14 protein-coding genes and 2 pseudogenes are annotated in these 22,188 nt (G+C 60.5%); 3 read left to right on the top strand and 13 right to left on the bottom strand.

The window, feature by feature from the left end; translation table 11 throughout:
- Positions 1–89 precede the first annotated feature (89 nt).
- From BLT55_RS22250 to hflK (BLT55_RS22235), 4 genes are read right to left on the bottom strand one after another with little or no spacing between them, the layout of a single operon-like run.
- On the bottom strand, positions 90–2,012 hold the full coding sequence (locus tag BLT55_RS22250; RefSeq protein WP_074800898.1) for a heavy metal translocating P-type ATPase: 1,923 nt from the start codon (positions 2,010–2,012) through the stop codon (positions 90–92).
- Complete coding sequence (gene hflK, locus BLT55_RS22245; RefSeq protein ID WP_055001620.1) at positions 2,009–3,037, bottom strand: protease modulator HflK; 1,029 nt, start codon at positions 3,035–3,037, stop codon at positions 2,009–2,011. Before hflK (BLT55_RS22245) ends, BLT55_RS22250 begins: the two co-directional genes overlap by 4 nt.
- Positions 3,034–4,062, bottom strand: a complete 1,029-nt coding sequence (hflC, locus tag BLT55_RS22240) for a protease modulator HflC (RefSeq protein WP_074800895.1) — start codon at positions 4,060–4,062, stop codon at positions 3,034–3,036. The genes hflK (BLT55_RS22245) and hflC overlap by 4 nt, the downstream gene beginning before the upstream one ends.
- 11 nt (positions 4,063–4,073) lie before the next feature.
- Positions 4,074–6,020: a protease modulator HflK gene (hflK, locus tag BLT55_RS22235; RefSeq protein ID WP_054998606.1), complete on the bottom strand. Its 1,947-nt coding sequence runs from the start codon at positions 6,018–6,020 to the stop codon at positions 4,074–4,076.
- A gap of 528 nt (positions 6,021–6,548) precedes the next feature.
- Here hflK (BLT55_RS22235) and BLT55_RS22230 point away from each other — a divergent pair.
- The 3 genes from BLT55_RS22230 to BLT55_RS22220 all read left to right on the top strand — a co-directional run bounded on the left by BLT55_RS22230 (position 6,549) and on the right by BLT55_RS22220 (position 11,784).
- Complete coding sequence (locus tag BLT55_RS22230) at positions 6,549–8,168, top strand: glucan biosynthesis protein D (protein ID WP_054998607.1); 1,620 nt, start codon at positions 6,549–6,551, stop codon at positions 8,166–8,168.
- A gap of 374 nt (positions 8,169–8,542) precedes the next feature.
- Positions 8,543–9,796, top strand: coding sequence for a hypothetical protein (locus tag BLT55_RS22225; protein ID WP_054998608.1), 1,254 nt, complete (start codon positions 8,543–8,545; stop codon positions 9,794–9,796).
- 74 nt (positions 9,797–9,870) lie between these two features.
- Positions 9,871–11,784: an acyltransferase family protein gene (locus tag BLT55_RS22220; RefSeq protein ID WP_054998609.1), complete on the top strand. Its 1,914-nt coding sequence runs from the start codon at positions 9,871–9,873 to the stop codon at positions 11,782–11,784.
- Positions 11,785–11,825: 41 nt separating this feature from the next.
- Here BLT55_RS22220 and BLT55_RS22215 read toward each other — a convergent pair whose 3' ends face one another.
- From BLT55_RS22215 to BLT55_RS22185, 9 genes and pseudogenes are all read right to left on the bottom strand, one after another.
- Positions 11,826–12,461, bottom strand: coding sequence for a response regulator transcription factor (locus tag BLT55_RS22215; RefSeq protein WP_054998610.1), 636 nt, complete (start codon positions 12,459–12,461; stop codon positions 11,826–11,828).
- A complete protein-coding gene (locus BLT55_RS22210; RefSeq protein WP_054998635.1) occupies positions 12,461–13,528 on the bottom strand; it encodes a sensor histidine kinase in 1,068 nt (355 codons plus the stop codon). Before BLT55_RS22210 ends, BLT55_RS22215 begins: the two co-directional genes overlap by 1 nt.
- 51 nt (positions 13,529–13,579) lie before the next feature.
- Positions 13,580–14,884, bottom strand: a complete 1,305-nt coding sequence (locus BLT55_RS22205; RefSeq protein ID WP_174518596.1) for an ABC transporter ATP-binding protein — start codon at positions 14,882–14,884, stop codon at positions 13,580–13,582.
- A 21-nt stretch (positions 14,885–14,905) separates the two neighbouring features.
- Positions 14,906–16,660, bottom strand: coding sequence for an ABC transporter permease (locus tag BLT55_RS22200; RefSeq protein WP_054998612.1), 1,755 nt, complete (start codon positions 16,658–16,660; stop codon positions 14,906–14,908).
- A 316-nt stretch (positions 16,661–16,976) separates the two neighbouring features.
- A complete protein-coding gene (locus tag BLT55_RS34895) occupies positions 16,977–17,684 on the bottom strand; it encodes a methyl-accepting chemotaxis protein (protein ID WP_375233522.1) in 708 nt (235 codons plus the stop codon).
- A 198-nt stretch (positions 17,685–17,882) separates the two neighbouring features.
- Positions 17,883–18,902, bottom strand: a pseudogene (locus BLT55_RS34890) (methyl-accepting chemotaxis protein); the annotation flags it as partial.
- A gap of 180 nt (positions 18,903–19,082) precedes the next feature.
- Positions 19,083–19,844 (bottom strand): methyl-accepting chemotaxis protein, encoded by a 762-nt coding sequence (locus BLT55_RS34885; protein ID WP_375232669.1) that lies wholly within the window; start codon positions 19,842–19,844, stop codon positions 19,083–19,085.
- A 108-nt stretch (positions 19,845–19,952) separates the two neighbouring features.
- A pseudogene (locus BLT55_RS34880) lies at positions 19,953–20,120 on the bottom strand (HAMP domain-containing protein); the annotation flags it as partial.
- A gap of 1,414 nt (positions 20,121–21,534) precedes the next feature.
- The gene (locus tag BLT55_RS22185; protein WP_007252311.1) at positions 21,535–21,759 is read right to left on the bottom strand and encodes a DUF6555 family protein; all 225 of its coding nucleotides are present in this window, start codon (positions 21,757–21,759) and stop codon (positions 21,535–21,537) included.
- Positions 21,760–22,188 lie beyond the last annotated feature (429 nt).

The raw sequence follows: 22,188 nt of genomic DNA, 5'->3' as shown, positions 1-22,188 counted from the left end.
TAATTTGTAACAGAACGCTTCAAAGCTCAAGCCATTTTTCAGACCTGCCAACTGACGCCGGTCAAGCCTCGATGCGGTGCATTACCCATTCAGAGCTTCAGCAGCGGCTCCTGAAAGCGCAGCAAACGGCCAGCGTTGCCCAACACTAGCAAGGTGCTGAGATTGTGCAGGATAGCTGCGACCATGGCACCCGCCGCGCCCAGCAGACCAAAGGCGGCCAGCGCGACAATGGCCAGCGTCCAGCCCAGCCCGATGATGACGTTGACCTGCAACGTCTGGCGGCACTGGCGGCTGAGGCGCACGCAGGTGCCCAGTCGACGCAGGTCGCTGCCGATCAGTACGATGTCGGCGGAGGCCAGCGCGATGTCCGCCCCGCCCGCCCCCATGGCAACGCCCACCACACCGGCCTTGAGCGCCAGCGAGTCATTGATGCCATCACCTACGACCATTGGCCGGAAACCACTGGCGATTTCACTCATGACGCGATTGAGCTTGTCTTCCGGCAGCGCCTGCGCCTGAACGTCGGCGATGCCGATTTCCCGGGCCAGCGTGTCAGCCACGCTTTGCCGGTCACCCGTCAACAGCAATTGGCGGCCCAGGCCCAGCTCACGCAGCTCCAGCAGCGCAACCTGTGCCTCAGGTTTGACGCTGTCAGCCAGCAGCAGCCACGCCAGAAAAACACCATCCAGCGCCAGACCGGCCAGCGGGCCGTCATGTGCAGGTACGGCCGACGTGACGATACCCAGTTGTGCAAACAGCTCCGGACGCCCCAAAGCTGCTTCGCCATGCTCGGTCGACGCAACGACGCCCAGCCCTTGTCGCTCGCGGGTGTCGCTCAACGGCAGCAACCGGCTGTTATCCACCAGCCCGGCCAGTGCCCGGCTGACCGGATGACTGCTGGCCGAACCCAGGCTCGCTGCCAGCTCCAACAGTTGGGGATGCGGCGGCCCATCAGCCTGCACCGACTGCAGACGCAGGCGCCCGAACGTGAGGGTGCCGGTCTTGTCGACCACCAGCGAGGTGAGGTCTGCCAGCTCTTCCAGAAACGCCGAGCTGCGAATCAGAATCCCGTGGCGCGCTGCCACAGCGATACCCGCGATGGCGGTCGCCGGTGCCGAGAGCACCAACGCACAGGGACACGCCGCAACCAGCACCGCGAGCATCGCCTGTGCGTCCTGAGTGATGAACCAGGTCAGCGCCGCGATCAGCAACACCAGCACCATGTAGCTGCCTGCGTAGCGCTCCAGCAAGCGGGTGATCGGTGGCTTGGAACGTTCGGCGCTCTGCATCAGCGCGATGACCTTGCCCAGCGTCGATTGATCGCCGATGCGCGTCACTTCGATGCGCAGCAAGCCATCCAGATTGATCGCACCGCCGAATACCTCGACGCCGACGCCGGCTTCAAGCGGCACCGACTCGCCCGTAATCGACGACGTATCCAGACTGGCTTGCCCGAACAGCACCCGACCATCCGCCGGAACCCGGTCACCGGCACGCACTTCGACCTGATCGCCGGCCTTCAGCGTGGTGTTATCGACCTCGCGAATGCTGCCGTCCGCCGCCAGCAAACGCGCCTGGCTACGCGTCAGGCGCCCCAATGCCTGAATGGCCTCCTGTGAACCGATGACGCTGCGCTCTTCCAGCACATGACCGAAGATCATGATGATCGGCAGCAACGCGGCAGTCATCAGATCACCCGTGGCCCAGGCACCGAGCATGGCCAGTGCGATCAGTTGATCGGTGATGCCATGCAGACTCGGATGCCGCAGGCTGTGCCAACCGGCGCTGACCACCGGGATCGCCACCAGTAACGATGCCGCGCCCAACAGTAACTGACTGACGCCGGTCTGCTGCGGTGCGACAAAACGCCAGATCAGGCCCAGCCCCAATAGCCCCAGGGCCAGCATCGCCAGGGTCAATTGCCGGGCTGCGCTGCGCTGCTCGGCGTTGCTCAGCAAACTGCCTATTGCCTCAGGCTTGGCGTGGTGGGTGTGAACGGCTTCGCCACTCATTGCGGTGCTCCCTGGATGATCAGGCGCGAATCGTCTTTGGGGTCGACGGTGGTCACCGAGCCGGCCTGCCGCAGAATGCCCGGCACGCGCTCGCGATAAAGACGCTGCATCAGACCGGGATCGCTATGGTTCTGGGCCGACTCCGACAGGCTGACGACGGTCGCCGTGGCAGCCTGCGCCTTGGCCAGACGCTCCGAGGCCTGTGCATGCGCCACTTGCAGGGTGCGGTCGGCTTGCTGGTTGGCGGTCTGGGTCAGTTTCTCGGCATCGGTGCGGGCGTTGGCTACGGCCTGATCAGCCTGTTGACTGGCGGTCAGTACCGCATTGAACGCGTTGACCGCCGAGGTGGGCAGGCTCGATTGCACGTCCACCCGGGCGACTTCGACGCCGATGCCCATGCCGGTTGCCGCAAGCTCCGTCAGACGTTGATTGATGCCGCGCACCAGATCACCGCGCAGCCGTTCGCGGCGTTCGGCGGCCTGACTGTCTGCACGGATCAGCTCCGGCCGTGCCACCAGAATGGTGTCCAGATCCCGCGCTGCGGTCAGCGCCACAGCGCTGCGATTGACCAGTCGATCCAGCGCGGGCACAACGTGATCGCCCTGCAGAACAAAGGCCCTCGGATCAATCACTTTGTAGAACACGGTCACATCCAGTTGCACGACGCCCGCATCGCCTGTCAGCAGAAAGCCCGAGCCCGCCAGCGCGTCGCTCATCGGTGCTGAGAGGGTGGCGATCTCATCCGCTTTCAGCGCGGCAGGCGAACGCAACAAGGTTTCCACGCGCCGCTCGATCACCCGATCCGCCGAGGGCAGCAGCACCACCTGTTCGAACGGCTGCGGCCAGGCCGTCAGCAGACCGGCATTCTGCACCCGATCCAGCGCACCGAAGCGCATGACCACGGCGCGGTTCTGCGGGTCGATTTCGCGCACGTTGGACGTCACCCAGCCCAGCGCCGCCAGCAGTGTGATGCCATACAGCCCGAGGAACGCCAGACGACTGGCCTGCAACCACGGGCTGCTCATGGCTGCGTTCCGCCTTTGGCGTCGAGTGTCGGCGGGCCGTCCACCAGCACGCGGAACGGCACGGCGTCGGTGCGCAGAATCAGGCGCGTACCCGGCGTCACGATGGTGCCCAAGGTGTCCAGTGAGCGCAGCAGGTTGTAGAGCTGAGGCGAACCGGCATAGGCGCGGCCATAAATCTGCGCCGCTTCGACGCGCGATTGCGCCTCGATATCGGCGGCCTTGACCGTCGCGTCCGCTTCGACGATGCGCGCATCGCGCTCAGCCGCCGAACGAATCTGCGCCGCCTCACGCTTGCCTACAGCGGTACGCTCGGTGGCGATGGTTTCGCGCTCGGCGCGCATGCGGTCCACCGTGGCGTTGAGAGTCACCGATGGCAGGGTCAGGCGCTCGACGCCCACTTGCAGCACACGAACCCCGTAAGTCGCCAGCAACTGCTGATCGATCTGCTGGCGCAGCTGGTTTTCGAACGCCGTGATGTTCACTTTGCTGGCGTCGGTATTCACCAGACTGGACAGGTCAAAGCTGCTCGCCGTGGTTTCCAGCGCCGAGCCGATGAAGGTGCGAATCTGCCGCGCCGCTTCGTCCGGCTGGTTCTGCACGGCACGCATGAAGCGCTGCACGTTGGCCGCGTCGCCTTGCACCTGCCAGGCCACGTACGCCTGAACGATAATGCGCAGGCCGTCACGGGTGCCGACATCCTGCAGGCCGCTGGACGTGGTGCGCAGGCGCAAGTCCACCGGAATGGTTGCCTCGAACGGCGCAGGCCAGCGCCAGTTCAAACCCGGCTCGAGCAAGACGCGGGACGGATTGCCGAAACGGGTGACGACTGTCGCCTCGCCCGAACGCACCTGCACCAGGCTGGCGGCTGCAATGGCGAAAGCGATCAGCACCGCTGCGAGGCTTGCCCGTCGCCACGGAAAAGTCGTCGGTCCGGCCGCTTCGTGATGATGATGGTGGTGTCCGTGACCGCCATGGCCATGGCTGTCGTGGTCGCTGTGATCGTGATGATGATGGAACAGACTCAAGGGACGACTCCTTACTGTACGGCTTTACGCGGCGCCGTTGGGTCTGCCGGTGGGGTGAAAGAACGCAGGTCGATGGTCGGCGCGTTATCGCCGCCCAGACGGTGATCGAGTATCAGCAGCTTGGCGTTACCCAGCCCTTCGGTGAGTTGCGCCAGGTATTGCTCCAGCAGAAAAGCCTGACCGGCCTTGGCATAAGCTTGCCGCTCGGCGCTGAACCGCAGGTCTGCGCCTTGCGCGGTGGCCATCACCTCACGCGCAACGGCAGTGGCCTGATCGCGGGCAACGCTGGCGTTGAGCTGCGCCTGATTGGCCTTGTCGCTGGCCGCACCGCGCTCGCGAGCGATCAATGCTTGCGCACTGATCTGCGCCGCCTGCACCGAGTGATAGGCATTGGCCGCACCGGCAGGCGGATGGATCGCCTCGACCACGGTGGCGAGCAATTCCACGCCGCTGTCCAGACGCTTCAAGTCAGCCTGCACGGCCTTGCCGATGTCATCGGCCAGACCGCTGCGCTGCTCGCCGAGCAGTTCATCCAGCGTGCGCGAGGCGAAGTCATGCACCAGCACGCGGCTGGCGGTACTGCGGATCAGGGCCGGAATATCGGCACTGTGATAAGTCGAGGCCATCGCCGCCCCATCCGTCAGGCCGATGCGATAAACGAAGCGCACGTCCATGTTGACGATCTGGAAGCTCTGTTTGTCGCCTGCGCTGCTGGCAATCACTTGGGATTTTTCGTTGATGTGGCTGGCATCCCACAGCCGGTTGGCGCTATTGGGGGGCGGTCCTTCGGCCGGGTCCAGAGTCTGCTCGCTGGCGTCGGCCGCAGAAACGCTGGTCGCCAACTCATGAATCACGCCGTTTTCAACCGCCAGCACCCGGCCGAATGGCCAGGGCAGCCCTGCATGCAGGCCTGGCCCGAACACCTCGACCGGTTTGCCGAATCGTTCGTAGATGCCCCGCCCCTGCATCGGTATTTCATGGACACCACTCAGCGCCCAACCCAACGCAGCGACCACCGCCAGCACTGGCAGAAAGGCGCGGCGCATGTAGCTGAACGCCCATATCTGGCGCAGGTCGATACCGAACCGGTTGTGCAATTCGTGCTGCAAGGCGAGCAGCGGCCGCGGTGGCCAGCGCAGCAGGTCAGCGATGAAACTGCTGGCCAGCAAGCGTGGCTCGATACGCGGATTGCGCGGGCTGAAAACGGACAGACCGGCACGTAAGAGAAACTCGAGCGCGACACCCAGCGGCAGCAAGCCGATCAACACCGCCAGTCGCACAGGCCAGACTTTGTCTGCGCTGGAGAAAAACAGACACAGCGCACCGACCAGCATGACGATGATTGCCAGGCGCACCATTTGCGCGAGCGGGTCGGCTTCTGGTGACTGGCCTTCTGGCTCGCTGCTCAGTTGCCGCTCGATAACCAGCAGGCCGAACGCCAGCAGCAACATCATGCTGCCAGCCAAGTTGCTCAGCGCGGACAGGTCCGTGCCGAGCAATGACAGGTTCCAGAACGAACGGATGACGACCAGCACCAGCAGCGCCCACGCAGCCAGCCACAGGGTCGAACGGCCGATGTGCCTGATCAGTGATTCGCCGGACTCGCTCAGCCGGGTAAGCAGGCGCTCGTACCAGCCGCTTTCGTCGATGGCAGGTGCAACTTCAACCGGCTGGACGGGATCAGGCGAGCCCAACGCGCGCGCTCGCCACATCGCCACATGCCGCGCCGATTGCAGGCTCGCCGTTAGCAAGAACAACGCCGCTGCGGCGTTACACAGCACCGCCATCCACAACGAGCCCGGGGAAAACAGATCAATCGCCAGCGCGAGCAGCAGCCCAAAAGCCGCTGCCGCGCCGGTCAGGTACATCAACCGCCCAAAGCGTTTGACCTGCTGCATCGCCATTTGAAAACGCGGCAGACCTTCCAGGTCTGCATGCTCATCCAGATCAACCCGCATCAACACCCCGGAACCCGCTGATTATCGCCCTGCGCAGAGCGCGCTGTAGTGGGCTGTAAATGGCCATGCATCTTAGCGTTACGATATAACACGCAGAGTGAAACTTTCGTCAGGTCTGTTAGCTGAACGAATGCGAGATTTCGGTGACTGACCCAACTCCACACGGTGCGTTGCGCTGCTTGGAGCCGTCCGCGCGTCAGCAAAATGATTGCTGAATATTGCCTGGCAAAAAAGTTTTTAACGGCTGTGGAAGAGGTCAAGTGGACGCGCCCTGCTTACCCTGCTCGTCTGGAACCCTTGCGCCAAGCGGCGATGCGCTTAATCGATTAGTCTGCAGGGACGTAAAAATAAGCGTTTTAGCCTCCCTTGCGCCGAATTCGTTGAGCGTGAGCGGCGTTTTTTTTTGGCCGATTTCCGAACCGCATCTCGTCTTTGTTATCTGTTGTGGGTAGTTTGCGTTCGGCAAGGAGTTGTTGGCGCGCCATTTTTTGTGCAGGACGCACAGAATTACTCAGAGGCTTCACCCTTATGAATCGCAGAAATCTCCTGAAAGCGTCCATGGCGTTGGCCGCTTACAGCAGCGTGTCGGCTTCAGGGCTGTTCGCTGCGCGAGCACTGGCCGCAGCAGCCGATGGCGAGATCGAGCATTTCGATTTTGCAGAGTTGCAAGCCCATGCCAAGAAGCTGGCGAGTAAAGGCTATGTGAGCAACAAGCAGGTGCTACCGCCCGTCCTGGCAAACATGACGCCCCAACAATTCAATGCCATTCGCTACGACCCGAACCACTCGCTGTGGAAAGACGTCAACGGCCAGCTGGACGTGCACTTTTTCCACGTCGGCATGGGTTTCAAGACGCCCGTGCGTATGTACAGCGTCGACCCTCAGAACAAGCAGGCGCGGGAAGTGCATTTCCGCCATGACCTGTTCAACTACGAGAACAGCGGCATCGACAAGAACCTGGTCAAGGGCGACCTGGGCTTTGCCGGCTTCAAGCTGTTCAAAGCGCCTGAAATCGCCATCAATGACGTGGTTTCGTTCCTTGGTGCCAGCTACTTCCGGGCGGTGGACAGCAACAAGCAATACGGCTTGTCGGCACGTGGTCTGGCCATCGACAGCTACGCCAAGCGTCAGGAAGAATTCCCCGATTTCACCAAGTTCTGGTTCGAAACCCCGGACAAGAACGCTACCCGCTTCGTGGTCTACGCGCTGCTCGATTCGCCTAGCGCGACGGGCGCGTACCGCTTCGACATCGACTGCCAGGCCGGTCAGGTGGTCATGGAAATCGATGCGCACGTCAATGCGCGGACCGATATCCAGCAACTGGGCATCTCGCCGATGACCAGCATGTTCAGCTGCGGCACTCACGAACGCCGCATGTGCGACACCATCCACCCACAGATTCACGACTCGGATCGCCTGTCCATGTGGCGCGGCAACGGCGAGTGGATCTGCCGCCCGCTGAACAACCCGGTCAAGCCGCAGTTCAGTGCGTTCTCCGACAAGGACCCGAAAGGCTTCGGTCTGGTGCAGAGCGATCACGAGTTCTCCAGCTATCAGGACACGGTTGTCTGGTACAGCCGCCGCCCGAGCCTGTGGGTCGAGCCGGTCACGGCGTGGGGTGAAGGCGAGGTCAGCCTGCTGGAACTGCCGACCACCGGCGAGACGATGGACAATATCGTGGTGTTCTGGACGCCGAAGACGCCGGTCAAGGCCGGGGATTCGATGAACTACGGCTACAAGCTGTTCTGGAGCCCGCTACCACCGGTCAGCACGCCACTGGCGCAGGTTCATGCCACACGCTCGGGCATGGGCGGTTTTCTCGAAGGCTGGGCGCCGGGCGAGCATTACCCGAAAACCTGGGCCCGCCGCTTTGCGGTGGACTTCCATGGCGGTGGTCTGGATCGTCTGCCGGAAGGCACGGGCATCGAACCTATCGTCACGGTCACCCACGGCAAGGTGCAGGACTTCAACATCCTCGTGCTGCCGGACATCAAGGGCTACCGCATCACCTTCGACTGGGTGCCGGACAGCGATTCGGTCGAGCCGGTGGAGATGCGCATGTTCATCCGCACCGGCGACCGCACGCTGAGCGAGACCTGGCTGTACCAGTACTTCCCGCCAGCACCGGACAGACGAAAGTACCCTTGATGGGGTGAAGCCTTGATCGTGGAACGAGAGATGTCCAAGTGACGGACCTCGTTGCCGCGCTCGGGGCTCAATGTCGTATACGAGTCCCAGGATGCCCATAGATCGGCCTTCTGCCCGAATCAAAAGCAGAGTTGTATTAACGCGTAGCGCCACGTGCGGAACGAGGGTGTCTGCCGGATACCCCCCAACAATCCCGACCAATTAATTGACAGTTCGCCTATCTGCGACTGATATACCTCTTGTCATGCCGTTGCGAGCATTCGCTCCAGACGTTCACCACCTCCCGAAGCTTCGCTGATCGATGCGCCTGTTTGCGCGTCGGGCGGTAGCTTTGTCCGCGCCATAATCCCGATGCATCCAAGAAGGCAGCCCTCATGGCGTTCAACCCTGTGCGCAGTGTCGAGGCCGACACGTCGATTCTGTCCATTGATAAGTCGACGGTGGTGGCCTGGGTCGCTGTCAGCCTGATTCTGGTCGAGACGCTGTCTGGCGCCCTGCGCTTCTATTTCGATCAGGCAGGCATCGGCCCGTTGCTGTACCTGCCCAAAGTTGCCTGCATCCTGTTGTTCGTACTTGAGCTGCGCACGTTCAAGGCCGGAGCGCTGTTCTGGACGTTCATGATGGTGTGGCTGATTTCCTGCCTGCTGGCCATGCTGCATCGCGCCAGTGTGCACAATCTGGCGTTCAGCCTGTTCGCGCTGAGCCCACTGGTGTTCGGCTTGGTGTGTGGCAAGCATCTGCTGCATCGCAAAAAGCTGTTGGCGTGGGCTATCGGCTTTAGCCTGATCGCTTCACTGATCGGAATCGTTCTGGACAAATTCACCTATGTGCCGTGGAAAGGCTACAGCTACGTCGTCGGCGAAACCGAATTGAGTGCCAACACCACTTGGAGTGCCGACGACGTGGACCGTATTGCCGGTTTCGCCAGGGTGTCCAATGTGCTGTCGATCCTGATCGCGTTCTACACGCTGTACCTGTTCATGTTCCTGCGCTCGCGGCTGTTGATGATGCTGCTGAGCGCCGTGGCGCTGTATGCGATTGTGCTGACCACCAGCAAGGCGCCGGCCGCTGCATTCGCGCTGACCATGGTGTTGCTGCTGATCCAGCGATCGGGCTGGAGCTGTCGGCTGCTGTGCGTGCTGGTGGTGTCCATCGGCCTGCTGTTGCCGGCGCTGGGTCTGGTGCTGAATCTGGAAGGCTACGCCGTGAGCAGCGGCGGTTTGCTGGGTTCACTGTATGACCGCCTGATCAATACCTGGCCCAACCTGATTGCCGCGATGGACAGCGAAGGATGGATGCTGACCGGGGCAGGCTTCGGCATGGTCGGCAGCACGATGGGCATATTTCCGGTGGAAGGCGCAGGTGTGATGTTGGGCATGGACAACTCTGCTCTGTACCTGTGGGCCATGCTGGGGCTGGTCGGCCTGCTGCTGTATGCGTTGCAGGTGCCGCTGCTGTTCAAACTGATCGACGATCGCACGCGCGTTGGCCGCATGCTGCTGGCAATCAGCTTCTGCTGGTGCCTGATCGGCTGGACCACCGACATGTTCGAGGTGGCCGTGGCCAATCTGTTCGCCGGGCTGGCCGTCGGTTACGGGATTGCCGCGAGAACCCGCTCGCCACGCTGAATGCCCTGAGTGCTGCCGACAACGACTCCAGAACGCAATGCCCTTCCCTACCGACCATTCAACGGCTGACCCTCATGGACTTCAGAAAAGACATCAATGGCCTGCGCGCCATCGCGGTCATCGCCGTGCTGGTGTTCCATTTTCGCCCGGCCTGGCTGCCGGGTGGCTTCGCCGGAGTGGACGTGTTTTTTGTGATCTCCGGCTACCTGATCACCGGGATCATTGTGCGCGGCCTGAGAGCAGGCAGTTTCAGCCTGCTGACGTTTTACACGTCCAGGGCAAGGCGCATCATTCCGGCGCTGGCGGTACTGTGTTTTGTGCTGTTGCTGGCGGGCTGGTTCTACCTGCTGCCGCTGGACTACAGCGCGCTGGGGACTCATGTGGCCAGCAGCCTGGGGTTCGTGTCCAATGTCGTTTACTGGCGCGAAGCCGGTTATTTCACCGCCAGTGCCCACGAAAAATGGTTGTTGCACACTTGGTCACTGTCGGTCGAATGGCAGTTCTATCTGCTGTATCCGGCGGCGCTGCTGATCCTCAGCCGCTTTGTAGCGCTGCATAACCTGCGCTGGTGGGTACTGGGCTCGAGCGTGACAGGGTTGATGGTCTGCGTGCTGGCGTCGTCGCAATGGCCGGAGGCGGCGTTCTACCTGCTGCCGACCCGCGCCTGGGAGTTGCTGCTGGGCGGCGTGGCGTGCCTGTTCCCGTTCCAGCTGCGGGCCTTGTCGCAGCGGATGCTGGAGCAGGTCGGGCTGCTGCTGATCGTGTGCAGCTTTTTTCTGCTCTCGGTGCAGGACACCTGGCCGGGCTATCTGGTGCTGCTGCCGGTACTCGGGACTTTCGCGGTGATCGTCGCTGCACGCAACGATTCGCTGCTGACCGGCAACCCGCTTTCGCAGTGGGCGGGCAAGCTGTCTTACTCGATCTACCTTTGGCACTGGCCGGTGGTGGTGTGGATGAATTATGCCGGCTGGCTGGGCGATACCCTTGATGTGTTGGTGGGTATCGGTGTGGCGCTGATGTTGGGGCTGGCGTCGTGGTGGCTGATCGAGAGGCCCGCAGGTACGCGCCAGCATCGCGAGCGCTGGAGACTTGCCACTCTCGGCACGGCGATTGCGCTGGTGTTCATCGGTGGCACTGTCATCAGCGCGACCCGAGGGGCCATGACGACGCTGCGGCCGATCAGCCTGTCGGACAAGGCTCATTTCATTCAGGAGTACGTCGACCTTCAGCACAACCTGTATGAGCCTTACTGGCTGAAGTGCGACGCCTTTTCCGCGCTGACCCAACGAGGTCAATCAGGCATCGATGAGGCCTGCACGCGCCGCCAGGGTGTTGGCGGCGTGTTTCTGTGGGGCGATTCTCATGCGCAGGCCTTGTCACTCGGGCTGCGTACTTTGCTGGCGAAAAACACGCCGTTCTATCAGGTGGCTGCGGCCAGTTGCCGGCCCAGCCTCAGCGACCATGAAGGGCGAATCTCTGCGACCAGCAAGGCCTGTGATTACTCCAATAGCACGGCCCTGCGCGGCATTGAGCGGTTGCGGCCGGAGGTTGTAGTCATCGCACAGAAGGATCGGCACGACAAGACCGACTGGCATCAGATCGCGGTCCGGCTCAAGGGCTACGGCGTGAAACATATCGTGCTGATCGGCCCGTTGCCGCTGTGGAATCCTTCGCTGCCGAGCGTCATCGCCAACCGCCATTGGGGGCTGACCGATGCATACATCAGCGATCCGGCGCTGGACCAGAGCGTCAGGACCCTGGATCAGGCCACCCGCACGCTGGCGGTTTCGGCGGGCATCCAGTTCGTGTCGCTGATCGACAAACTGTGTGTCGCCGACGCCTGTCGGGTGCGTCCGGAAAACAGCATCTCATTGCTGCAGATCGACTCCGGCCACCTGAGTGCCGAGGGTTCGCTGTACGTCGTACGCAACTACGTGCTGCCGCAGTTGGGGAGTAAATCAAGGAAGCAGCGCGGCGCAGAGTTGTGAAGTGGAGCGTCACGGTTCTGCCCGGTCAGCGCCCATGCCCATCAAAGCTCTTTGAGCCGCTCGGCAAACTTGACCAGATCAGCGAGTGAGTCGGCTTGCATCTTGCGCATGACCGAGCCGCGGCGGACTTTGACGGTGATTTCGCTGACGTTCAGGCGGGCCGCAATCTGTTTGTTCAGCAGGCCGCTGACCACCAGGTCCATCACCTGCTGTTCACCCTGATTGAGGCTTGTGTAACGGCGCTGCAACTCGGCCTCGACAGCCGCGCTCTGGCGGCGGCTGCGATCCTGCGCCAAGCCTTGCTGGATGGCGTCCAGCAAGTCCTGCTCGCGAAAAGGTTTGGTCAGAAACTCCACAGCACCGGCTTTCATCGCGCGGACCGACATCGGAATGTCGCCATGCCCGGTAATGAAAATGACCGGCAGAAAAATCCCCGCTCTGGCCATGTGCTCCTGAAAATCCAGGCCGCTCATGCCCGGCATGCGGATGTCGAGAATCAGACAGCCCGGCGCGTCGGGGCGCGGTGTTTCCAGAAACGCCTGGGTCGAGCCGAACAACCGGCTGCGCAACCCGACCGACGCCAGCAGATCCTCCAGCGAAGAGCGCACCGACAGGTCGTCGTCGATGACGTAGACGATCGGCTCCTCAGGCTGCGTGGCGGTAACGACTGTGTTCATCAGGTTTCCATCTTTCCGGTGGGCAGAGTGAAGTGAAACGTAGCACCGATTGACGGGTTGGGCGTGACCCAGATACGCCCGCCGTGGGCTTCGATGATCGAGCGGCTGATCGCCAGCCCGATGCCCATGCCCTCCTCCTTGGTGGTGTAGAACGCGTCGAACAAGCGATGGGTGTTTTCCGGCTGCACACCAATGCCATTGTCGCTGACCGCGAACCCGATCTCGCCGCCGTCTCGCCAGTCCACCCGAATCTCCAATTGCGCCTGATCCGGCTCGACCTTCTTCATCGCGTCCACACCGTTGAGCATCAGGTTCAGCAGCACTTGCTGGATCTGCACCCGGTCAGCCAGCAACGGCGGCAGACCTTCCGGAACCTCGACCGTCAGCGCGACGCCCTGCTCTTCTATCTCGCTATGCGCCAACGCCACGATTTCGGCGACGGTATCGGCGACGTTGATCCATTCCTTGTGGGTCGATGAACGCTTCGCCAGAGCGCGTACGCGCACAATGATATCGCCGGCCCGGTTGGCGTCGCCGATCATGCGTTCGACAGCTTGCCGGGCCTTGTCCAGATTGACCGGCTCGGTGGCCAGCCAGCGCTGGCAGGCATTGCCGCTGATGACGATGGCGGACAGCGGCTGATTGAGTTCATGGGCGATGGAGGCCGTCAGTTCACCCAATTGATTGACCCGTGCGATGTGCGCCAGTTGTGAGCGCGCGTCATGAACCGTGCGGATGGCCAGCGCCATGCGCAACGCCAGCCAGGTGGTCATGGCGATGGCCGCCAGGCTGATCATGCAGTTGACCAGCCCCGACGCTTCACTGCCTCGGGACGTCGTCATCTCGTAACTGATCACGGTCAGCGCCATGCACAGCAGCGCGACGGCAATCACCCCGCCGACCGGCAGAAACCTGACAGCCAGCAGCACCACGGCGATCTGAAACACGCCCACAGCGATTTCCAGATCAGTCAAGGTGTCGGCAACCGCAATAGCCAGCGCCAGCGCCAGCAAGGCGATCAACCGCACTGCCAGCAAGGCTTTGCCACCAGATTCAGGTTCACGCATGCGCATCATCCCGCTCGTTTCAAAAGGCCTGTTGAGTATGTCGTACAAACCTCAGGAAGGATTGTCCAGGCTGAACTGATCGGCCAGTTCATCATAGGCAAACAACTCGGCGTAGCGACCCCATTGAGTCACGGCGTTGAGGGTCTGCATGGCATCGCTCTCGGACATGAAGTCTTCCAGTTGATCCCGAAAGCGCCGCGCCGGTGCTGTGTGTGTGGGACGATCATCCAGCACCCGGCGGATATGCGCCACCAGCGGCACGAAGCTCAGCAGATGCTGGGCGAACAGTTGTTTACGCTCATCCACATCGGCCAGAGCATAACGCTCCGCCGCCGGCAGCAAGCGCAGGTCGCCGCCCTTCAATTCAGCGAAACGCAGCAGTTGCAGCACCTCGGCAATCGGGAACAGTTCGTCGGCGTTGTAGTGCAGCGCAGCGGCCAGCTCCGGCAGGTCGGCTTTCAGGTTATGCGGCGGCGCGTGAATTGCCTCGATCAGCCCGGCCAGGGCGTTGGTGGAAACCTGTGGCAACACCATGCGCAGCCCGGTGCCGGGAAACACCCCCTGACGGATTTCGCCGGCGTCGTTGTCCTGAGTCATCAGCACGTAGATTTCTTCGACCAGTGCCCGGAAAATCGGGTCCTGACGGTTGCGCGGCTGAGGCAGATCGACCTTGATCTCGCTGATCACTCGCCCCGGATTGGAGGAGAACAGCAGGATACGATCACACATCAGCACCGCTTCAGCGATGTTGTGCGTCACCATCAGGATCGACTTGATAGGCATGCGCCCCTCGCTCCACATGTCCAGCAGGTCGGTGCGCAGGGTTTCGGCGGTCAATACGTCGAGCGCGGAAAACGGCTCATCCATCAGCAGCACATCCGGATCGATGACCAGCGCACGCGCCATGCCGACGCGCTGGCGCATACCTCCGGAAAGCTCCTTGGGGTAGGCGCTCTCGAAACCGTCCAGCCCGATCAGATCGATCGCTGCCAGTGCACGCTTGCGACGCACGGCCGCCGGCACGCGCTGCGCTTCGAGGCCGACTTCGACGTTTTCCAGCACGGTCAGCCAGGGAAACAGAGCGAAGCTCTGGAACACCATGCCCACCGACATCGCCTGCCCTTGCGCAACGCGAGGAAACTTCACCTGGCCTTCAGTCGGCACCACCAGCCCCGCGATGGAGCGCAACAGGGTCGACTTGCCCGAGCCGGAGCGCCCCAGCAGGCCGACGATTTCGTTCTCGTTGAGTTGCAGGGTCACGTCATCCAGCACCAGGCGCTCTTTGCTGGCTTTGCCGTACACATGTCGAACTTTCTGAACATCTACCAGGCAACGCGTTTCGACAGCCATCATGATGGTGCCCTCCCTACTCAAAAATCACACAAGACTCAGACGTCGCTCGGCAAACCCGTACAGCGGGCGCCACAACAACCGGTTGAAAGCGATCACGAAGACCGACATGACGGCGATACCCAGCGCCACACGCGGAAAGTCTCCCGCCTGGGTCGCACTGGCGATGTACGAACCCAGCCCCGCCGCCTGCAAATGCTGATCACCCCAGGACACCGCCTCGGCGACGATGCTGGCGTTCCACGAGCCGCCGGACGCGGTCAGTGCGCCGGTCACGTAATAGGGAAACACCCCCGGCAATGCCACGCGGCGCCACCACTGCCAGCCGCGCATGTTGAACATGCTGGCCGCTTCGCGCAGGTCGGTCGGCAAGGCGCTGGCCCCGGCGATCACGTTGAACAGGATGTACCACTGCGTGCCCAGCTCCATCAGCGGCGACAGCCAGATGTCCGGGTTCAGGTGCAGCCCGACGATGGCGATCACGGCGAAGGGAAACAGCACATTGGCCGGAAACGCCGCCATGAATTGCGCAATCGGTTGCAGGCGCTCGGCCCACACCGGGCGCAGGCCGATCCAGACCCCGACGGGCACCCAGATCAGGCTGGCAACCATGATCAGCACAATCACCCGCAGCATGGTCGCCAGGCCCAGACCGAAGGCAGTGATCATGTCGCTCAAGCCAAGTGACGCTTCGATGAAACGGAACAGGTAAAGACTGGCGGTCAGGCATGCCGCCATGACCATCCCCAACCACAGGTAGTCGATCAATCGGGCGACCCGTGGCGTCGGTTTGACTTTCCAGAACCGCGACACCACCCGCCAGTCGATCAGCATCAGGCCTTTCCACGGTGCGGCCAGCAGTGCGCCAAGCAAGGGAGCCAGTCGCGAGCGGCCCAGTACGCTGTACACCCACGAACGCGGACGCTTCGACGAGGCGGTTTGCTCGAAGCGGAATTTGTCCGCCCAGGCCACCACCGGCCTGAACAGCAGTTGGTCGTAAGCCAGGATGACTAACGCCATCGCACCGACGGCCCAGCCAATCGCAGGCAGGTTTTTCTGCTCGACGGCCAGCGCCAGCCATGAGCCGATGCCGGGCAGATTGACCGTGGTGTCGCCGACCGAAATCGCTTCACAGGCGACCACGAAAAACCAGCCGCCGGACATCGACATCATCATGTTCCACACCAGCCCCGGTATGGCGAACGGCAGCTCCAGCCGAGTGAAACGCAGCACGGGCGAGAGCCCGAACTGGCGACTGACTTCACTCAGGTCATTCGGCACAGTGCGCAGTGACTGATAGAAACTGAAAGCGATATTCCAGGCCTGGCTGGTGAAGATGGCAAAGATCGCCGCGCATTCGACGCCCAGTTGCCGACCGGGAAACAGCCCCATGAAGAACGTGACGGTAAAGGTCAGAAAACCCAGCACCGGGACAGATTGAAGAATATCCAGTGCAGGAATAATGACCTGTTCCGCCTTGCGACTTTTAGCGGCCAGGGTGGCGACGATGAAGGTGAATATCAGCGAAGCCGCCAGCGCGATAAACATGCGCAATGTGGTACGCAGGGCGTATTCCGGAAGCCGCGCCGGATCGAGTGTAACCGGGCTTGAGTCGAGCACTGCGAGGGACTGTAACATCTGGCCCACGCCATACCACAACAGTGCAATGAAGACGGCCAATATGACGACACATATACCGTCGGCTACATAAGCGTTGCGCGCGCCAGCCCTGACAAAACGGGGCGTGCGCAGGCTTTTACCAAATTCAGTCATCGAATGCATTGCTCACCTCGCGTCGGCAGCACAGGCGCAGGCCATCCGTTTGATAAACAAACAGGCGGTCAGCGTTTACTGATCAAAGGGCATGAAGGCTGCCGGATAGTGAGGTAAAGCTTATCGAGTTTTGAACAACAGTTAAAACCTGCAAAAGTAGGTCATGTTTATCGGTCAGTATGGGTTATTTATACGAAGGTATAGGGATATGAATAACTCAGTGCGGACACGGTTATATAACGTGAGGCTAAAACAGCAGCATCAGGCCGGAGCATGGGACGAGTCTTGTAACTCTCATCCCATGCTGGCCAGCTGGGCTTTGCCATTACACCCGGAAGTGGCTGACCATCATTTGCAACTGTCCACCCAGGCGGGCCAGTTCGACGCTGGAGGCGGCGGTTTCTTCACTGGCTTCGGCGGTCTGTTCGGACACGTCGCGGACATTGACGATGCTGCGGCTGATTTCATCGGCAACCGAGCTTTGTTGCTCGGCGGCCGCTGCGATCTGCTGGTTCATGGCCTGAATGTTCGACACCGTCCGGGTGATGTTTTCCAGCGACGTGCCCGCCTTGCGGGTCAGCTCGACACTGCTGTCGGTCAGTGCCCGGCTGCCCAGCATGATGCCTGATACCTGACGCGTACCGTTCTGCAGCGCAGCAACCAGCCCTTCGATTTCCTCGGTGGACTGCTGGGTGCGCTGGGCCAGGCCGCGCACTTCATCGGCAACCACCGCAAAACCCCGCCCCGCCTCACCGGCACGCGCCGCTTCGATAGCGGCGTTGAGCGCCAGCAGATTAGTCTGCTCGGCCACCGCTTTGATCACGTCCATGACCTTGCCGATCTTGTCGCTTTCCTGCTCCAGCACATTCATTGCATCGGACGAACGAGCCACTTCAGTGGCCAGCCGTTCGATCTGCTGGATGGCCTCGCCCACCACTTTGTCGCCTTCGCGAGCCTGTTTGTCGGCATCGGATGCCGCAACGGAGGCCTGCTCGGCATTGCGGGCGACTTCGTCAAGAACAGTGGCCGACATTTCATGCATCGCCGTCGCAACCTGATCGGTTTCGACCTTCTGGCTGTTGACGCCGGCGCTGGTCTGCTCGGTCACCGCCGACAGCTCTTCGGCAGCACTGGCAATCTGTGTGACGCCGTCACGAATACCGGAAATCAGCTCACGCAATGTGTTGCCCATGCGCTGAATGCCCTGTTGCAATACGCCCAGTTCATCACGTCGGGTGATGGCCGCCGTATGAGTCAGATCGCCGGAAGCGATGCGCTCGACGATCGCCAGCGTATCGCGTATCGGGCGAGTGATCTGCCGAGTGATGACAACCGCCGCCAGAATGCCGAGCAGCATGACCAGCACCACGCAGCCGATCTGCAGATTACGCGCCTTGGCAGTGTCAGCCTGGGCCAGTTGCATCTGCAGCCCATACAACTGCTCTCCCAGCTTGACGATGGTGGCGCCCTGAGTCGTCAGGTCCTTGCGCACATCGCCTGCGGTCTGAGCGGTCGCCTTGAAGGCATCCAGAGCCGTGCGGTAGTTGCGAAGTGCAGTTTCAAATTGCGCAACCTGCGCGCCATTGCTGGCACCGAACGCGGCTTTGAGCGTGCCCAGACGACTGATGGCGGCATCCAGTTGCTGGAAAGCGGCCCTCTCGCTTTTCTCGTCCGGCTTGGCGGTATAACCGCGAACTTCATTCCCTGCCAGCAAGACATCCTGCCTGGCCGCATTGACCCGCTGTGACAGATCAAAACGTGTCGGGTCCGAGGGGTCCATGCGCGTGACCGTCTCGTTCAGCGCTTCCACCACCTGAGTCGCAGTAGCTGCGTTTGAAGTGATATCGGTGCGTACTTTTACGGCATCCCGGTAAACCGCCCGCATGCTGTTGAGCGAGGTTTCGTAATCACGAGTGACCTGCGCCAGCTCACCCATCGGCTTCAGATTCAGAGGATTGGTGAAGCGGCCGCGCAGTGACTCCTGTTGCGCCTTGAAAGCATCCAGCTTGCTTTGCATGTTCTGCGCAGCGGTCTCGTCACCGTCGGTGAGCATGTATTGCAGACGCGCAACGCGCAGATTGGTCAGGTTGCTGCTGAGTTGAGCGATGTCACTGATTCTATCGATACGGTTGATGAGCTTGTCGAGGCTGGTCCAGCCGACGAGCGCAAGAATTGCCGTGAAAAAAAGAACGGTCCCAAAGCCCAGTGCCAACTTCTTGTTGACGCTGATATTCGCAAAACTGCTGTTCATAACTTCTCCAAATTATGCTTTTTTATGCGCACCGACCGAGCTGAGGACTTGTTTTTATGAACAGCAAAACCGCGCGCCAGAGCTATCGGCCGCAGAAGTGCAAAACTTGATAAAAAAAACAGACAGCACTTGAACACTGATTTTTCAACAAAAAAAGGGGGCTGCAGGCCCCCGGTCCGGCTAACCAACCAGCTTGAATCGTGCAACGACATTGCGCATATCGTTTGCAACCCGGGCCAGTTCGTCGGCCGTTACAGCGTTGTTATCGATACCGAGCATCAAAGTCCCGGAGCTGTTGCGGATCTCCATGACGTTACGGTTGATGTCTTCGGAAACGGCATGCTGCTGTACGGCAGCACTGGCAATCTGGGTGTTCATTTCGACAATACGCTCGACGCCCTCACTGATACTCGACAAGCTGCCCGACGCTTCGCTGGCCGCGCTGATGCATGCTTGAGCTTTGTGCTGCCCGGCCTGCATCTGCTGCACGGCGGCATCGGTCGCGCTTTGCAGCTGCTGGATGATGCTGCGGATCTCTTCAGTCGACGCCTGAGTACGCGATGCCAGCGTGCGGACCTCGTCGGCCACGACCGCAAAACCGCGACCCTGTTCGCCAGCACGCGCCGCCTCGATGGCCGCATTGAGCGCCAGCAGATTAGTCTGATCGGCAATGGTGCTGATCACCTGGATAACGCCGCCAATCGACTGGCTGTGCAAAGCGAGCGCCTGCACCTTCTGAGCGCTGACTTCAACTTCATCTGCCAGCGCCTGAATCGTCGTGTGCGCCTGATGCATGATGCGCAAACCGTTGCGCGAAGCCGTGTTGGCCTCATCAGCGGCCAACGCTGCGCCTTCGGTGTTCTGCGCCACGTCGGCAACGCTCGCGGTCATTTCGTTGATGGCGGTGGCGACCTGCTCGGTTTCAGCCTGTTGTGCGTTCATCGATTGCTTGGCAAGACCGATGGAAGTGCCCAGTCGCGCGGCCACGTCAGACAGCTCGTACGAGGTGCGATCCATATGCGAAATGGAGCTGGAAAACGCCTCTGCCATCAGGTTCAGACCGTTGCCGATATCGGCCACTTCGTCCCTGCTGACTACCTGCACTCGCGCACTCAGATCACCCTCGGCCAGGCGACGTGTAACACCCAGCAGACTGTCGATGGCGACGCGCAAGGCACGATAGATGCTGCAAAAGGCATAGAGCAGTAGAAGTCCCATAACCACGCACATGGCGATGACGACTTCGCGTTGTCGCAGAAGTGCGTCGTAGCGCGTATCCAATTCACCCTGAAGCGCGGCCTGAATTTCGTCCTGGGCTTTGTAAAGGCCCGCTACTACGACATTACCGCGGGCACCGAGCGCCTGACCCTGCTGGACCGAGAACTCCGTGCCTTTAACATAGGCATGCAGGTCGTTGCGAAAGCTGTCCATCGTCGAGGTCGCAGCCGCAATAGGCTCGCCAATGCGAGTGGCGAGCTCTGGTGAGCGGCGCTTGAGCAGTCGAACGCTTTGTTCCAGCTCGGCACGAAATTGCAGCTCGATTTTCAACAGGCTTTCAAGCGAACCGCGCATCGGTACGCTCAGCCCCTGACCGGTGCTCAAACCCGCCGTGATACCGCGAATCTGACCGGCCACATTGATTTCTCTGGGCATGCGAATGGTGCTCAAATCGATCAGGAACAACGAAGCGTAATCTTCGTCCAGGACCATGCCCGAGGTGGCCGAGACGTAATAAATAAAGTTGAGTGTCTGGGCCAGTTGCTCGCTCCACTGTGCAAACAGCTCGTCTTGCGCACGACCTGGCTTGACGCTTTCCATCAATGATCTGGCGCCCTCACGGAGCTGCTGAACACGATTCTCCGTTTCCAGCAGGCGTCCCTCACGGGCATCCATATCAACCAGGTTATTCAGGGCTGTTTCGAGTTGGGCACGGTTGTTGGTCAGGTCCTGAGCGGCAGAGGCGTCTCCGGAGAGCAACCGGTTGGTATGCGCGCGCTGCAGCATGGACAGTTTCAGAATCGGGGTAACGACCTGCAGATATTCACGGCCGACGCGCTCTTGCTCGACAGTGTCGATGCTCGAATTCAGGCTGTTGAAGACGCTCAGCCCGAGCACGACCAGCGGGATAACGATAATGATGGCTAAAACAGCAAATTTGGCAGGGAAACGCAGCCGGTTGGTCAGGCTGATACCAGGCGAAAGAATGTTCATGTTTTTCTCGTTTTAAGTAGGTTGCCTGATCCGGCTGAAAAAACTCCTTTCTTTGCATCACGGCAGGTGCAGGTCATTTTTGCGATCCCGAACAGATCATTCATTCGAGTGAAAGCACTTTGGCATCATTTCAGATGCAAAGCGTCATTGAGAAGTTCAATGAGGGCCATCATCTGATACCGACCTATCGGCAAGGGCGCGCAGAACTTGAGGACGAGAAGGGTATGCAGTTGCGAAGGGGGTTCAGCAAGCACAGAATTTCAGGCAGGAAGTGATGACTCAAACGAGGGCGTGGTAACCGGGGCAGCGCAAGAAACCGAGAATCTGGCTGGCGTAACTACGAGTCAGTACCGTCACCGTCGTGCGACAACCTGGCTGCACGACGGCTGGCGTCATTCTGCTTTAAGGGATGACAGGTCTTTCAGGCCCTTGCCCACTCCACATTCGACAAGCCGAGTTTTTCAGCCTGAGGTTTGCTCAGTTTGGGCACTGGGTCTGAACGGTATTTGGGAATAGCACCAAAACCTGCATCAACCGAAGCCCAATGCCAGGCCTCCCGGTTGTCCATGGCAACAGCCCTTATATAGAACGTCTTGTAACTGCCATGCAGCAGGTAATCGATACGGTAGTGTTTTTCATCAGCCATGGGGGTTGCTCCTGCTTTGTCAACTCGCAAAACAGATCATGGGTGTTTCAAAAAATTCAAAATATTATTACTATAATTTAAACGATATCACACTGCCATCAACCCATACACTCAAATGAATAGACGCACATATTAGTGTGTTAATAGACCATGTTTATAACGTAAATCAGTTCATTAAATTAATGATCAAAGCGTTGTCAGCCCGCGCCGCCCAGCCAGCAAGGCCTGAACTACAGACCCTCACTTTTCCCTGATCAATCTCTGGATAAGCAAACTCTATTGAACTCCGATTTTTACACCGCTCGTCCCATAAGAACAAAGTTTCAAGCAACGTTTACAGGCCTCCCCTCTCATACCCAGTGACTGCGTTGAATCAAGCCCATTCGTATGGGTTAACGCTTCCCGAAGAGACAAAGCCTGAGGAAACGA

This window comes from Pseudomonas cannabina (assembly GCF_900100365.1).
Taxonomy (GTDB): Bacteria; Pseudomonadota; Gammaproteobacteria; order Pseudomonadales; family Pseudomonadaceae; genus Aquipseudomonas; species Aquipseudomonas cannabina.
Note: the sequence above shows the minus strand (reverse complement) of the source record. Positions and strands in the feature narration are given on the sequence as shown.